This is a genomic window from Bacillus sp. LQ01 (assembly GCF_057624735.1).
This window is the reverse complement of record NZ_JBYEZL010000011.1, coordinates 1-14,979: the sequence shown is the minus strand read 5'-3', so window position 1 is coordinate 14,979 and position 14,979 is coordinate 1. Positions and strand designations below refer to the sequence as shown.

Sequence of the window (14,979 nt, the reverse complement as noted above, 5' to 3'; positions counted from 1 at the left end):
TGTTTAATGAAAGGTGATTACGAAGTTGAAAGATACATTTGTTGAAAAAGTAGATGACTTTGTAAAGCAGCATGATGTATTAAAGAATGATTCAACAATTGTTGTGGGAGTTTCTGGTGGTCCTGACTCGTTAGCGCTTTTATATTATTTATTAGAAAAAAGAGCGGAAAAACAGTTGGAAATTGTAGTAGCTCATGTGGATCATATGTTTAGAGGTGATGAATCTCATGAGGATTTACGGTTTGTGCAGGGCCTTTGTGAAGAACTGGGAATTATTTGTGAAACGATAAGGATTAATGTATCACAATATCAACAGCAATACGGAATGAATGCACAGGTTGCTGCTAGAGAATGCAGATATGCATTTTTGGAAAGAATAATGAAGAAATATGATGCAAGATATGTTGCTCTTGGACATCATGGAGATGATCAAGTCGAGACAATTTTAATGCGTCTTGTAAGAGGGAGTACTCCGAAAGGATATGCAGGAATTGCAGTGAAGCGTCCTTTTCATAATGGGTATTTAATTAGGCCGTTACTTGGGGTAACGAAGGAAGAAATTGTTGATTACTGTAATAAGCTAAATTTAATGCCACGTATAGATCCGAGTAATAAAAAGGAAGTATATACAAGGAATCGATTACGTAAATATGTCCTTCCTCATTTGAAAGAAGAAAATCCACAAGTGCATGAGAAATTCCAAAAATTTAGCGTGCAGATGCAAGAGGATGAGGCTTATTTGCAGGAATTAGCTTTTGAGAAAATGAATAAAGTAATTACAAAAAAAAGTGATAAACAAATTAGCTTATCAATTCCTGCCTTTGAATCCATGTCTATGCCTTTACAAAGAAGAGGGATTCAACTAATATTAAACTATCTTTATGAATATAAGATTCCATCTTCTCTTTCTTCCATACATATTGACAAGGTGATTGAGTTTTTTAAGCGGACACAACCTTCAGGTTCACTTGATTTTCCAGGTGATTTGAAAATTGTTCGTACATACGAGGAGTGTAGCTTTAGATTTAAACAAGAAATTGTTTCTCCTTTTTTACAAGATTTATCAGTACCCGGGACCATTACGCTATTGAACGGGGATGAATTTGTAACAGAGGTGAGCGAAGATATACCAAGTAACATGAATGAAACAGTATTTGTTGCTAAGTATAATGATATATCATATCCACTTCGTATTCGTTCTAGGGAAAATGGAGATCGCATGTCAATACAAGGTATGAATGGCACGAAAAAGATAAAAGCTATTTTTATCGAAGCAAAAGTACCGAAAGAAAAAAGAGAAGAATGGCCGGTCGTTTGTGATGCAAGTGGGACCATTATTTGGGTACCCTTGTTGAAGCGGTCTGCATTTGCAATTTCGAAAGAGATGGCAAAGAAGGATAAATATATGATTATTCACTACAAAAGCAAGGAGTCTTCCGGGAGGATAATGAAATGATGAATCAAGATATCGAAAAAGTATTAATTTCTGAAGAGCAAATACAAGAAAAGGTGCGCGAACTAGGTGCAATTGTTGCAGAGGATTATAAAAACACAGTACCTCTTGCGATTGGTGTATTAAAAGGCGCAATGCCATTCATGGCAGATTTATTAAAGAGAACAGATACATATCTTGAAATGGATTTTATGGCTGTATCTAGTTACGGTCACTCTACAGTTTCAACAGGCGAAGTGAAAATTTTAAAAGATCTTGATACTTCTGTAGAAGGTCGCGATATTTTAATCGTCGAAGATATTATTGATAGTGGTCTTACACTAAGCTACTTAGTAGACTTATTCAAATATCGTAAAGCGAAGTCTGTAAAAATTGTTACATTATTAGATAAGCCAACAGGCCGTAAGGTTGATCTGAAAGCGGATTATGTTGGATTTACTGTTCCACATGAATTTGTAGTAGGATATGGATTAGATTATAAAGAGCAGTACCGTAATCTTCCTTATGTAGGCGTATTAAAACCAAGCGTTTACTCAAATTAATTAAATATAGGCTTCACAATTGTATAGGAAAGTTTTTCTATGTTACGATTTACTATAGTGTTTATGCCGTGAGAGGAGGTTAGGAATGAATCGTATCTTCCGTAATACCATCTTTTATTTACTGATATTCTTAGTAGTAATTGGAATCGTGAGCTATTTTAATGGTTCGACACAAAAAACGACATCAGTTAGCTACGACAAATTCATTACTAAACTAGAAAGCGGTGAAGTGCGTAATGTGCAACTTCAACCGAAAAATGGTGTATTTGAGGTAAAAGGACAATTCAATAACTCTAGCCAAGGAGAACAATTTGTTACTTATGCACCAAATACTGAGGAATTACAAAAGAAAATTAATGATAAAGCGAAAGGTGCCGAAGTTAAGTATCAACCAGCAGAAGAAACAAGTGCCTGGGTAACATTCTTTACTTCAATCATTCCATTTGTCATCATCTTCATTTTATTCTTCTTCTTATTAAACCAAGCTCAAGGCGGCGGTAGCCGTGTTATGAACTTCGGGAAAAGTAAGGCGAAGTTATATAATGATGAAAAGAAAAAAGTTCGTTTCAGAGATGTTGCTGGTGCGGATGAAGAGAAACAAGAACTTGTTGAGGTAGTTGAATTCTTGAAAGACCCTCGTAAGTTCTCTGAAGTTGGTGCTCGTATTCCAAAGGGTGTCCTATTAGTTGGACCTCCAGGTACAGGTAAAACTTTATTAGCACGTGCTGTTGCAGGTGAGGCTGGCGTTCCATTCTTCTCTATCAGTGGTTCTGACTTCGTAGAGATGTTTGTGGGTGTCGGTGCATCACGTGTACGTGATTTATTTGAAAATGCAAAGAAAAATGCTCCTTGTATCATTTTCATTGATGAAATTGATGCAGTAGGGCGTCAACGTGGCGCAGGTCTTGGTGGTGGCCATGATGAGCGTGAGCAAACGTTGAACCAATTACTTGTTGAAATGGATGGATTCGGTGCAAACGAAGGTATTATTATCATCGCTGCGACAAACCGTCCTGATATTCTTGATCCAGCATTATTACGTCCAGGTCGTTTTGACCGTCAAATTACAGTAGATCGGCCAGATGTAAATGGCCGTGAAGCTGTACTGAAGGTGCATGCTCGTAATAAACCGCTTGATGAGAATATCAACTTAAGAGCAATTGCAACTCGTACGCCAGGATTCTCTGGTGCTGATCTTGAAAACTTATTAAACGAAGCTGCTTTAGTAGCTGCGCGTCAAGATAAGAAGAAAATTGATATGAGTGACATTGATGAAGCAACGGATCGCGTTATTGCAGGTCCGGCTAAGAAAAGTCGTGTTATCTCTGAAAAAGAACGTAATATCGTTGCTTTCCATGAAGCGGGTCATACTGTAATTGGTGTTGTTCTTGATGAAGCTGATGTCGTTCATAAAGTAACAATTGTCCCTCGTGGTCAAGCTGGTGGATATGCAGTAATGCTTCCGAAAGAAGATCGTTACTTCATGACAAAGCCAGAGTTACTTGATAAAATCACTGGTTTACTTGGTGGTCGAGTAGCTGAGGAGATTGTATTTGGTGAAGTGAGTACAGGTGCTCACAACGACTTCCAACGTGCGACGGGCATTGCAAGACGTATGGTTACAGAATTCGGTATGAGTGATAAGCTTGGACCAATGCAATTTGGTAGTTCGCAAGGTGGTCAAGTGTTCTTAGGAAGAGACTTCCATTCAGAGCAAAACTACAGTGATGCAATTGCACACGATATCGATGTAGAAATGCAAACGATTATGAAAGAATGTTATGCTCGTGCAAAAGACATTCTTACTGAAAATCGTGATAAGCTAGATCTTATTGCAAAAACGTTACTTGAAGTAGAAACGTTAGATGCTGAGCAAATCAATCATTTATGTGATTACGGCAGATTGCCAGAACGTCCAACATCTTCAGATGATGTGAAAGTAAACATCAACATGAAGAAAGACGATGAAGATAAAGAAGATAAGTAAGAAACGAAGGAGTGACTATCGTCACTCCTTTTTTGTTTGTTAAAACCTTTGTTAATTACTATTGAGAACTTAGTGGATAAAGTAATTTAAGTAAAACTAGTATTAAAAATTGAAATAGAGAGCAATCTTTTTGTAAAATGATGAGGATAGGAAAGCTGATTATATAAGTATGTGTGATATGATGTTTTTATAAGTTTTATACATACTGCACAAATATAGATTAAATAAGATAAGTGGTGAGAATATGATTTTTGTATTGGATGTAGGGAACACAAATGCTGTACTAGGTGTGTTTGAAGAGGGGGAACTTCGTCAGCATTGGCGCATGGAAACAGATCGTCATAAGACAGAAGATGAATATGGAATGCTTGTAAAGCAATTGCTTGAGCATGAAGGTCTTTCGTTTGAAGATGTGAAAGGTATTATTGTGTCTTCAGTCGTACCACCAATTATGTTTGCTTTAGAGCGCATGTGTGAAAAATATTTTAAAATTAAACCGCTTGTAGTAGGGCCTGGGATAAAAACGGGGCTAAATATTAAATATGAAAATCCGCGTGAAGTAGGCGCAGACCGAATTGTAAATGCAGTAGCAGGAATCCACTTATATGGAAGTCCGCTTATTATTGTTGATTTTGGTACGGCTACTACATATTGTTATATTAACGAAGAAAAGCATTATATGGGTGGAGTTATTACGCCAGGAATTATGATTTCAGCAGAGGCTTTATATAGCAGAGCAGCAAAACTTCCTCGTATCGAAATTACAAAACCAAGCAGTGTAGTTGGGAAAAATACAGTAAGTGCGATGCAATCGGGTATTCTTTATGGTTATGTTGGACAAGTGGAAGGTATTGTTAAGCGTATGAAAGAAGAAGCTAGACAAGAACCTAAAGTTATTGCAACAGGTGGATTAGCAAAATTAATTTCCGAAGAATCGAATGTAATTGATATTGTAGATCCATTTTTAACGTTAAAAGGTTTATACATGTTATATGAACGTAATGCAAATTTACAGCATGAGAAAGGTGAATAAATACGTATGAAAGATTATTTAGTAAAAGCGTTAGCGTTTGATGGAGAAGTGCGTGCGTATAGTGTACGTACAACAAATACAGTAAGTGAGGCGCAAAGACGTCATGATACATGGAGAACAGCTTCAGCGGCACTAGGGCGTTCTTTAACTGCGGGTACAATGATGGGCGCAATGTTAAAAGGTGAGCAAAAGTTAACGATTAAGGTAGAAGGTAACGGTCCGATTGGTCCTATCTTAGTAGATGCTCATGCAAATGGAGATGTACGTGGTTATGTAACGAATCCGCATGTTGATTTTGAAGGAACAGAACAAGGGAAGTTACGTGTATATCAAGCGGTAGGTACAGAGGGGTTTGTAACTGTAATTAAAGATATTGGAATGCGTGAGCCGTTTATTGGTCAATCTCCAATCGTTTCAGGAGAATTAGGAGAAGACTTTACGTATTATTTTGCAGTTTCTGAACAAACGCCTTCTTCTGTAGGTGTTGGTGTTCTTGTAAATGGAGATGATAGCATATTAGCGGCAGGTGGATTCATCCTTCAAATTATGCCGGGTGCGCAAGATGAAACGATTTCATTTATTGAAGACCGTTTACAAAAGATTCCACCTGTATCAACGTTGATTGAACAAGGACTTTCTCCGGAAGAGCTACTATATGCAGTTCTTGGAGAAGATAAAGTAAAAGTATTAGAAACAATGGATGTTCAATTTAATTGCACATGCTCACGCGAGCGTATTGAGAGTGTATTAATTAGTTTAGGTAAAACAGAGTTAGAGCAAGTTCGTGAAGAAGAGGAAGAGACAGAAGTTCACTGTCATTTCTGTAATGAACGATACAAGTTCTCTAAAGAAGATATTACAAATTTAATCGAGAATTTGTAATAAGGGAATTAAGAGGAGCAATCCTCCAAATGAATTGACAAACAGGGAATTTTCTGACAAAATCTAAATATAGATAAAACCAATAAAAATACTCGGTGTTAGGAGTGACAGGAATGCGAGTGGCACAATCAGTTTCAGAATTAATCGGGAAAACGCCGATCGTTAAGTTGAACCGCATCGTAGAATCAGACAGCGCAGATATATACTTAAAATTAGAATTTATGAATCCGGGGAGTAGCGTTAAAGATCGTATCGCATTAGCTATGATTGAAGATGCTGAAAAAAATGGATTATTAAAAGAGGGCGATACAATCATTGAGCCGACAAGTGGTAACACAGGAATTGGTTTAGCGATGGTAGCGGCTGCTAAAGGATATAATGCAATCTTAGTAATGCCAGAAACAATGAGTATTGAGCGTCGTAATTTATTACGTGCTTACGGTGCGGAATTAGTATTGACTCCAGGGCCTGAAGGAATGGGTGGAGCAATTCGTAAAGCGACTGAATTAGCAAAAGAGCATGGCTACTTTATACCACAACAGTTCAAAAACCAATCGAATCCAGAAATTCACCGTTTAACAACAGGTCCAGAAATTATTGAACAAATGGGTGACCAATTAGATGCGTTTATTGCAGGTATTGGTACAGGTGGAACGATTACTGGTGCTGGTGAAGTACTGAAGGAAGCGTATAAAGATATTAAAATTTATGCAGTAGAACCTGCAGATTCACCAGTATTATCTGGTGGGAAACCAGGTCCACATAAAATCCAAGGAATTGGGGCGGGATTTGTTCCGGAGACGTTGGATGTAGAAGTATATGATGAAATTATTCAAGTGAAAACAGAGCAAGCATTTGAATATGCGAGAAGAGTGGCTAAAGAGGAAGGTATTTTAGTTGGTATCTCTTCAGGCGCAGTTATTTATGCAGCAACAGAAGTTGCGAAAAAGTTAGGTAAAGGGAAAAAGGTACTTGTTATTATCCCGAGTAACGGTGAACGTTATTTAAGTACACCACTTTATCAATTTGAATCATAATTAAACGCGATTGAAAAAGCATCCTTGAAAAAGGGTGCTTTTTCTTTTGGGATTGGAAATAGGAAAAGAGTGAATGACTAGAAAACTTCATGTAAAATAAGAGGTAGTATAATTAAATTATTTTCACTAGCCTTCGAGTATAATCAATCTCTATATAAATAACTTATGTAGTTTGAGCTGGTTAATCTAAGAAGGTGGGATAAAAGAAGACGGGGTGTTGATATGCAACGAAGAAAATCTTTAGCGCTTTCTATTCCATATCAGTTAGATTTCTTTAAGCAATATAAATTTCTTTCTCAGGGTAAATCGCAACATATTTTGTTAGAAAGCGGCCGTGGCGGTCGTTATAACATTGTAGGGCTGAACCCAGTAGCGGTAATCCGAGGGAAGGATGAAACGTTACATATAAGTGAAAGTGGTAAGGAAACAATAAAACGAGGGAATCCGTTAGATTTAATGCAAGAATATATGGAACAATGGAAGACGGACTATAACCCAGAGTATCCGCCTTTTCAAGGTGGTGCAATTGGCTATTTCAGTTATGACTGTATCCGTTATATTGAAAAGCTGCCTTCTCTTGCGGAAGATGATATTAATATACCTGACATCTTCTTTTTATTATTTGATGACGTATTTGTCTATGATCAAAAAGAACAAGTGTTATGGGTTATTACGCATTATGTAGATAAATATGAAGAGGCAAAAGAACGGCTAAATGAGTGGAAGAGTCTTTGGATGACAGAAGCGCCTGAAGTGACTGTGCCCTTTGAAAGTCCTGAAAAGAAAAGTGAAGCAGTTGCTTTTACTGAAGCCGGCTTTATGAAGGCAGTTGAATGTATTCAAGAATATATTGGGGCGGGTGATGTGTTCCAAGTAAACTTGTCGACGAGACAAGAAAGAACGTTACAGACACACCCACTAGAAATTTATACAAGTCTTCGTGAAATTAATCCATCTCCATATATGGGTTACCTGGAGCTTGGGGATTTTCAAATTGTTAGTGGATCGCCAGAGTTGTTAATTAAGAAACAAGGAACTGAAGTAAGTACAAGACCAATTGCTGGAACGAGATCTAGAGGCGCGGATGAGCAAGAGGATGAAGAATTAGCAAGAGAATTAATTGAGAACGAAAAAGAAAGAGCAGAGCATGTAATGCTTGTGGATTTAGAAAGAAATGATTTAGGACGTGTTTGTAAATATGGCACTGTAGAAGTAGATGAATTTATGGTAATTGAGAAATACTCACATGTTATGCATATTGTTTCTAATGTGCGTGGTGAGGTGGAAGAAGATAAAGATGCTTTTGATTTAGTGAAGGCTGTATTCCCTGGGGGAACAATTACTGGTGCCCCGAAAATACGTACGATGGAAATTATTGAGGAATTAGAACCTGTTCGAAGAGGGATTTATACAGGTTCAATCGGTTGGATTGGTTATTCTGGAGATACAGAATTGAATATTGTAATTAGAACGCTTCTTGCTAAAGATGGAAAAGCTCATGTACAAGCAGGGGCGGGAATTGTAATTGATTCAAATCCAGAAAATGAATATAAAGAGTCGTTAAAAAAGGCGATTGCTTTATGGCGTGCAAAAGAACGTAGCGAAGAAACGGTTAGGTGAGAGAAATGATATTAATGATTGATAATTATGATTCTTTTACATTTAATTTAGTGCAGTTTCTTGGAGAACTTGGACAAGAGCTCGTTGTTAAACGTAACGATGAAGTGACCATTTCAGATATTGAGAATATGAAACCAGATTTTCTAATGATTTCTCCAGGTCCATGTAGTCCTAATGAAGCGGGGATTAGTATGGAAGTTATTAAATACTTTGCTGGAAAGATTCCGATTTTTGGAGTTTGTCTAGGGCATCAATCCATTGCACAAGTGTTTGGTGGAGAGGTTGTCCGTGCAGAACGATTAATGCATGGGAAAACGTCGCTTATGCATCATGATGGAAAGACGATTTTTTCGGATATTCCTAATCCGTTTACTGCGACGCGCTATCATTCCCTTATTGTTAAGAAAGAGACGTTACCCGATTGCTTAGAGGTAACATCTTGGACAGAGGAAGGAGAAATTATGGCACTTCGTCATAAGACATTGCCGATAGAGGGTGTGCAATTCCATCCGGAATCTATTATGACTTCTCATGGGAAAGAGTTGTTACAGAATTTCATTTGTAAATACAGTCCAAGTGCAACGTTATGTTAATTTACGTAAATGGTCAGTATGTAGAAGCAAGTGAAGCGAAAATTTCTCCTTATGATCATGGTTATTTATATGGTCTTGGAGTTTTTGAAACGTTTCGTATTTATAATGGTCATCCTTTCTTATTGGATGATCATTATGACCGTTTAATAGAAGCGCTGGATACATTGCAAATTAAATGGACAATGACAAAAAATGACGTGATGCTTATTTTGAAAGATTTACTCGCTAAGAATGAATTGAAGCATGCATATGTACGTTTTAATGTATCAGCGGGTATAGATGAAATAGGATTACAAACGGAAATGTATGAAGAGCCTTCGGTTATTGTTTTTATAAAACCTTTAACAGCTCCAGGAGATGTAGTGGAAAAAGAAGGTGTTATTCTAAAACAAGTGCGAAATACACCGGAAGGAACATTTCGTCTGAAGTCTCATCATTATTTAAATAATATTTTAGGGAAGCGTGAAATTGGAAATGTTGTGAGTAAGGAAGGTATTTTTCTTACTGAAGCAGGTTATGTTGCAGAGGGTATTGTTTCCAATCTATTTTTTGTGAAAGGTGATGTTTTATATACACCTTCGTTAGAGACAGGGATTTTAAATGGTATCACTCGTGCGTTTATTATAAAGAGTGCTGAAGAATTAAATATAGAAGTAAAGGAAGGTTTCTTTACAAAAGATGAGCTACTTTCAGCGGATGAAGTCTTCGTAACAAACTCCATTCAAGAAATTGTTCCGCTTTATCGTATAGAAGCGCAGGATTTTCCGGGTAAAGTAGGAGTGGTTACAAAAAGTTTAATGTACCTTTATGGAATGCAAAGAGAGAAATTATGGAGCAAAAATGAATTACGAAGAGGAGATGTGTAGTTTGAAGTGGGATTATGATTTACGCTGCGGCGAATATACATTGAATTTAAATGAAAAGACATTAATTATGGGGATTTTAAATGTAACACCAGATTCGTTTTCTGATGGTGGGAGTTACAACGAGGTAGATGCTGCGGTACGTCACGCAAAAGAAATGCAAGGTGAAGGTGCTCATATTATTGATATTGGTGGCGAATCTACTCGCCCGGGTTTTGCTAAAGTATCAGTAGAAGAAGAAATAAAGCGAGTTGTCCCGATGATTCAAGCAGTTTCAAAAGAAGTAAAATTGCCTATATCTATCGATACATATAAAGCTGAAGTTGCAAAGCAAGCAATTGAGGCTGGTGCTCATATTATTAATGATATTTGGGGAGCGAAGGCGGAGCCGAAAATTGCTGAAGTCGCAGCTCATTACGATGTACCCATCATTTTAATGCATAACCGCGATAACATGAATTATCGTAATTTAATGGCGGATATGATTGCTGATTTGTATGACAGTATTAAAATTGCTAAAAATGCTGGTGTGCGAGATGAGAATATTATTTTAGATCCAGGTATCGGTTTTGCTAAAACACCTGAGCAGAACTTAGAGGCGATGCGTAATTTAGAACAGTTAAATGTGCTAGGTTATCCGGTTCTCTTAGGTACTTCGAGAAAGTCCTTTATTGGGCACGTATTAGATTTGCCAGTAGAGGAACGCCTTGAGGGAACGGGAGCTACTGTTTGTCTTGGTATTGAAAAGGGCTGTGAGTTTGTTCGTGTCCATGATGTGAAAGAAATGGCGCGTATGGCTAAAATGATGGATGCGATGATTGGTAAGGGGGTAAGGTAATTGGATAAAATTTATATCCATGATATGGAGTTTTATGGTTATCATGGCGTGTTCCCAGAGGAGAATAAATTAGGTCAGAGATTTAAAGTTGACTTAACGGTGGAGTTGGATTTAAAGCGTGCAGGGGAAAGTGATGACTTAGAGCATTCGGTCAATTATGGCGAGCTTTTCGAATTATGTAGAAAAGTTGTTGAGGATAGAAAGTATAAGCTTGTGGAGAGTATCGCTGAAAATATTGCTGCAGATATATTAAAACAATATGAAAGTATTTCGCGCTGTACAATTAAGGTAATTAAGCCGGATCCACCGATACCGGGTCATTATCGTGCTGTAGCAGTAGAAATTACGAGAGAACGTCCATGAACAATATAGCTTACATTGCATTAGGGTCAAATATTGGAGAGCGTTATACGTATCTAACCGAAGCGATTCAGTTTTTAAATAAAAATCCTTATATTCAGGTTGATGATATTTCATCTGTATATGAAACTGAGCCAGTTGGCTATACTGACCAAAGTTGCTTTTTAAATTTAGTTATAAAAATTTCTACCAATTTATCACCACAAGAATTATTGAAAGTAACACAAAAAGTAGAAAATGACCTAGGAAGAAAAAGGGAAATTAGGTGGGGGCCGAGGACTATCGACCTTGACATTTTACTTTATAATCAAGAGAATATTGAAGCAGAGAATCTTATTGTTCCGCATCCGCGGATGTTTGAAAGAGCTTTTGTTATCGTTCCGTTGTTAGAAATTAATCAAGACATAAAACAAAACATTTCATGTTCACAAGTAGAAGAAATGAAAAGGCGAGAGGGAGTAACGGTATGGAAGCAGAAAAATGGGGAAGACGCATTCGTGCTTTTCGAAAGCTAAAAGGTTACACACAAGAAGGTTTTGCTAAAGCACTAGGGGTATCTGTATCTGTTTTAGGTGAGGTTGAGAGAGGGAATAGATCGCCTTCTCAAGATTTTGTAGTAGAAGTTGCTAAGGCATTAAATGTTTCGATAGAGGAATTAATGCCAAAGTGATTGTACAGGAAGGAGTAGATTGATTGTTAAAGATTGCAAATATCGAGATGAAAAATCCGGTTGTACTAGCACCGATGGCGGGAGTGTGTAACTCTGCATTCCGTTTAACAGTAAAAGAATTTGGTGCCGGATTAGTTTGTGCTGAAATGGTAAGTGATAAGGCAATATTACTTAATAATAAAAGAACATTAGATATGTTATATATCGACGAGAGAGAAAAGCCATTAAGTTTACAAATTTTTGGTGGAGAGAAAGAAACTCTTGTAGATGCTGCGAAATATGTAGATAAATATACGACAGCAGACATAATTGATATTAATATGGGTTGTCCAGTGCCGAAAATCGTTAAATGTGATGCTGGAGCAAGGTGGCTTTTAGACCCGAATAAAATATATGAAATAGTAGCAGCGGTTGTAGATGCTGTTGAAAAGCCGGTTACAGTTAAAATGCGTATCGGTTGGGATGAAGAACATATTTTCGCAATAGAAAATGCTAGGGCTGTTGAGCGTGCTGGTGGCCAAGCTGTGGCGGTTCACGGACGTACACGAGTGCAAATGTATGAAGGAAAAGCGGATTGGGATATTATTAAACAAGTAAAACAATCTGTAAATATCCCGGTTATCGGAAATGGTGATGTCGCAACGCCGCAAGATGCAAAGCGTATGCTTGATGAAATCGGTGTAGATGGTGTTATGATTGGGCGTGCTGCTCTTGGAGATCCGTGGATGATTTATCGTACGGTAAAGTATTTGGAGACAGGTGAATTAATGCCGGAACCAACAGTGCGCGAGAAAATTGATGTATGTATGTTGCATCTAGATCGTCTTATCGACTTAAAGAATGAAAGTGTCGCTGTAAGAGAGATGAGAAAACATGCAGTTTGGTATTTAAAAGGTGTTCGTGGTAATGCGAGTGTACGTAATGGTATTAATGCTTGTAACACACGGGAAGACCTTGCGAATGTGTTAGGTACATTTGTAGAAGAAGTGGAAGCGAAACAACAAACAATTTACGTTGGTTAATAATGGACATAGGAGATTGACATTCTTCTATACACTTCCTATAATTACGTGAAAGAAAGAAGAGCTGCCAGTTAGTTGCTGGCAGTTTTTCTAGTTGAGTAGAAAATGCTATACTGTATATATTGTAAAATTAAATAGAGCTGGAGTGATATCAATATCATGGATAACATGAACCACGAAGAATTAAACGACCAATTGATTGTTCGTCGTGAAAAGCTACATAATTTACGTGAACAAGGAATTGACCCGTTCGGTAAAAGATTTGAACGCACAAATTCAACAACTGACTTAGTGAGTCTATATGGAGAGTTCTCTAAAGAGGAATTAGAGGAGAAGGAAATCGCTGTTTCTATCGCTGGTCGTATTATGACAAAACGCGGAAAAGGGAAAGCTGGATTTGCACATGTTCAAGATTTACATGGACAAGTTCAAATTTATGTTCGTAAAGATGCTGTTGGAGATGACGAGTACGAATTATTTAAAACAGCAGATTTAGGTGATTTAGTAGGTATTGAAGGTAAAGTGTTCAAAACAAACGTTGGAGAACTTTCAGTAAAAGCAACAGGCTTTACGCTATTAACGAAATCTCTTCGTCCATTACCAGATAAATACCATGGATTAAAAGATGTTGAACAACGCTACCGTCAACGTTACTTAGACTTAATTACAAGTATGGAAAGTCGTGAAACGTTCGTTACTCGTAGTAAAATTATTCGTGAGATGAGAAGATACCTAGATGACAACGGTTATCTTGAAGTGGAAACACCTATGATGCATGCAATTGCAGGTGGAGCTTCTGCGCGTCCTTTCACTACACACCATAATGCGTTAGATATGGAATTATATATGCGTATCGCAATTGAGCTACATTTAAAGCGTCTTATTGTGGGTGGTTTAGAAAAAGTATATGAGATCGGCCGTGTATTCCGTAATGAGGGTGTATCAACTCGTCATAACCCTGAGTTTACGATGATTGAATTATATGAAGCATACGCTGATTATAAAGATATTATGAAGTTAACAGAAGATATGGTTGCTCATATCGCGAAAAAAGTACTGGGTACAACAACAATCCAGTATGGTGATTATGAAATTAATCTAGAACCAGAATGGACACGTCTTCATATGGTAGATGCGATTAAGCAATACTCTGGAGCTGATTTCTGGAATCCGATGAGTATAGAAGAAGCGCGTGAACTTGCAAAAGAACATAATGTAGAAATTAAAGATACAATGGAAGTTGGTCATATTATAAATGAATTCTTCGAACAAAAAGTAGAAGATAAATTAATCCAACCAACATTTATTTACGGTCATCCGGTAGAAATCTCGCCGCTTGCGAAAAAGAATGATGAAGATCCAAGATTTACAGATCGTTTCGAATTATTTATCGTTGCGCGTGAACATGCAAATGCATTCACTGAGTTAAATGATCCAATCGATCAAAAAGAACGTTTTGAAGCGCAATTAAAAGAGCGCGAACAAGGTAATGACGAAGCTCACATGATGGATGACGATTATATTGAAGCTCTTGAGTACGGTATGCCTCCTACGGGTGGATTAGGAATCGGTATTGATCGTCTAGTTATGTTATTAACAAATGCACCATCTATTCGTGATGTATTATTATTCCCTGCTATGCGCCATAAACAAGACTAAGCTTTGGAGATTTCTCCAAAGCTTTTTTTATTTGAGCATGAGTTGCGTGGGTATAGTAAATCTTGATAGTGCGAGAAATTATATTTATATAGAAGAAATGTGCTGTTTTTATACTTTTTTACTAAGTTAAAAATTTTATTAGAAAAACTATTGCATTTTAATAATCAAACTGGTATATTTATATTCGTTGCCACGAAAGGTAACAAACAAAACAAACGAAAAACAACTTATTAAAAAAAGTTGTTGACGAAAATATAACGAAATGTTATATTGATAAAGTCGCTTCTGAGCGACAAAGTAGTTCTTTGAAAACTGAACGAAACAAACAACGTGAAACGTCAATTTTTATTTTAGATGCTAGACAAACTAACTTTATTGGAGAGTTTGATCCTGGCTCAGGATGAACGCTGGCGGCGTGCC

15 protein-coding genes are annotated in these 14,979 nt (G+C 37.2%); all 15 read left to right on the top strand.

Annotated features, from left to right (window positions below; all coding sequences use genetic code 11):
* Positions 1–25 precede the first annotated feature (25 nt).
* The 15 genes from tilS (at position 26) to lysS (ending at position 14,559) form a co-directional block, all read left to right on the top strand.
* Positions 26–1,456, top strand: coding sequence for a tRNA lysidine(34) synthetase TilS (gene tilS / locus AC22L0_RS28580; RefSeq protein WP_000655458.1), 1,431 nt, complete (start codon positions 26–28; stop codon positions 1,454–1,456).
* A complete protein-coding gene (hpt, locus tag AC22L0_RS28575) occupies positions 1,453–1,995 on the top strand; it encodes a hypoxanthine phosphoribosyltransferase (protein ID WP_000981844.1) in 543 nt (180 codons plus the stop codon). The genes tilS and hpt overlap by 4 nt, the downstream gene beginning before the upstream one ends.
* A gap of 85 nt (positions 1,996–2,080) precedes the next feature.
* Positions 2,081–3,982 carry an ATP-dependent zinc metalloprotease FtsH gene (gene ftsH, locus AC22L0_RS28570; protein WP_001079672.1) on the top strand — a complete coding sequence of 634 codons (1,902 nt, stop codon included), beginning with the start codon at positions 2,081–2,083 and terminating at the stop codon, positions 3,980–3,982.
* Between the two features lie 244 nt (positions 3,983–4,226).
* The gene (locus AC22L0_RS28565) at positions 4,227–5,015 is read left to right on the top strand and encodes a type III pantothenate kinase (protein WP_000578368.1); all 789 of its coding nucleotides are present in this window, start codon (positions 4,227–4,229) and stop codon (positions 5,013–5,015) included.
* Positions 5,016–5,021: 6 nt separating this feature from the next.
* Entirely contained in the window at positions 5,022–5,897 is an 876-nt protein-coding gene (gene hslO, locus AC22L0_RS28560; protein WP_000656372.1) for a redox-regulated molecular chaperone HslO, read from the top strand.
* 113 nt (positions 5,898–6,010) lie between these two features.
* Positions 6,011–6,934, top strand: a complete 924-nt coding sequence (gene cysK / locus AC22L0_RS28555) for a cysteine synthase A (RefSeq protein ID WP_001261719.1) — start codon at positions 6,011–6,013, stop codon at positions 6,932–6,934.
* A 222-nt stretch (positions 6,935–7,156) separates the two neighbouring features.
* Positions 7,157–8,554, top strand: coding sequence for an aminodeoxychorismate synthase component I (gene pabB, locus AC22L0_RS28550; RefSeq protein WP_001189719.1), 1,398 nt, complete (start codon positions 7,157–7,159; stop codon positions 8,552–8,554).
* A gap of 5 nt (positions 8,555–8,559) precedes the next feature.
* Positions 8,560–9,147 carry an aminodeoxychorismate/anthranilate synthase component II gene (gene pabA / locus AC22L0_RS28545; RefSeq protein WP_000602296.1) on the top strand — a complete coding sequence of 196 codons (588 nt, stop codon included), beginning with the start codon at positions 8,560–8,562 and terminating at the stop codon, positions 9,145–9,147.
* Entirely contained in the window at positions 9,141–10,013 is an 873-nt protein-coding gene (pabC, locus tag AC22L0_RS28540) for an aminodeoxychorismate lyase (protein WP_000909872.1), read from the top strand. The genes pabA and pabC overlap by 7 nt, the downstream gene beginning before the upstream one ends.
* Complete coding sequence (gene folP / locus AC22L0_RS28535) at positions 9,988–10,848, top strand: dihydropteroate synthase (protein ID WP_002103948.1); 861 nt, start codon at positions 9,988–9,990, stop codon at positions 10,846–10,848. The genes pabC and folP overlap by 26 nt, the downstream gene beginning before the upstream one ends.
* On the top strand, positions 10,849–11,211 hold the full coding sequence (gene folB / locus AC22L0_RS28530) for a dihydroneopterin aldolase (RefSeq protein WP_000358062.1): 363 nt from the start codon (positions 10,849–10,851) through the stop codon (positions 11,209–11,211). It abuts the gene before it with no gap.
* Positions 11,208–11,723, top strand: a complete 516-nt coding sequence (gene folK, locus AC22L0_RS28525) for a 2-amino-4-hydroxy-6-hydroxymethyldihydropteridine diphosphokinase (protein WP_001059447.1) — start codon at positions 11,208–11,210, stop codon at positions 11,721–11,723. The genes folB and folK overlap by 4 nt, the downstream gene beginning before the upstream one ends.
* Positions 11,675–11,878 carry a helix-turn-helix domain-containing protein gene (locus tag AC22L0_RS28520; RefSeq protein ID WP_000387024.1) on the top strand — a complete coding sequence of 68 codons (204 nt, stop codon included), beginning with the start codon at positions 11,675–11,677 and terminating at the stop codon, positions 11,876–11,878. Before folK ends, AC22L0_RS28520 begins: the two co-directional genes overlap by 49 nt.
* Before the next feature lie 23 nt (positions 11,879–11,901).
* Positions 11,902–12,900, top strand: coding sequence for a tRNA dihydrouridine synthase DusB (gene dusB / locus AC22L0_RS28515; protein ID WP_087964913.1), 999 nt, complete (start codon positions 11,902–11,904; stop codon positions 12,898–12,900).
* A gap of 159 nt (positions 12,901–13,059) precedes the next feature.
* Positions 13,060–14,559, top strand: coding sequence for a lysine--tRNA ligase (lysS, locus tag AC22L0_RS28510; RefSeq protein ID WP_000369667.1), 1,500 nt, complete (start codon positions 13,060–13,062; stop codon positions 14,557–14,559).
* Positions 14,560–14,979 lie beyond the last annotated feature (420 nt).

What these genes read in the sequence shown, in the direction of transcription:
- hpt (WP_000981844.1), top strand. Translation starts at nt 1,453, where the DNA reads ATGATGAATCAAGATATCGAAAAAGTATTAATTTCTGAAGAGCAAATA.
- lysS (WP_000369667.1), top strand. Translation starts at nt 13,060, where the DNA reads ATGGATAACATGAACCACGAAGAATTAAACGACCAATTGATTGTTCGT.
- pabA (WP_000602296.1), top strand. Translation starts at nt 8,560, where the DNA reads ATGATATTAATGATTGATAATTATGATTCTTTTACATTTAATTTAGTG.
- cysK (WP_001261719.1), top strand. Translation starts at nt 6,011, where the DNA reads ATGCGAGTGGCACAATCAGTTTCAGAATTAATCGGGAAAACGCCGATC.
- hslO (WP_000656372.1), top strand. Translation starts at nt 5,022, where the DNA reads ATGAAAGATTATTTAGTAAAAGCGTTAGCGTTTGATGGAGAAGTGCGT.
- folK (WP_001059447.1), top strand. Translation starts at nt 11,208, where the DNA reads ATGAACAATATAGCTTACATTGCATTAGGGTCAAATATTGGAGAGCGT.
- AC22L0_RS28520 (WP_000387024.1), top strand. Translation starts at nt 11,675, where the DNA reads ATGGAAGCAGAAAAATGGGGAAGACGCATTCGTGCTTTTCGAAAGCTA.
- ftsH (WP_001079672.1), top strand. Translation starts at nt 2,081, where the DNA reads ATGAATCGTATCTTCCGTAATACCATCTTTTATTTACTGATATTCTTA.
- folP (WP_002103948.1), top strand. Translation starts at nt 9,988, where the DNA reads ATGAATTACGAAGAGGAGATGTGTAGTTTGAAGTGGGATTATGATTTA.
- pabB (WP_001189719.1), top strand. Translation starts at nt 7,157, where the DNA reads ATGCAACGAAGAAAATCTTTAGCGCTTTCTATTCCATATCAGTTAGAT.
- AC22L0_RS28565 (WP_000578368.1), top strand. Translation starts at nt 4,227, where the DNA reads ATGATTTTTGTATTGGATGTAGGGAACACAAATGCTGTACTAGGTGTG.
- pabC (WP_000909872.1), top strand. Translation starts at nt 9,141, where the DNA reads ATGTTAATTTACGTAAATGGTCAGTATGTAGAAGCAAGTGAAGCGAAA.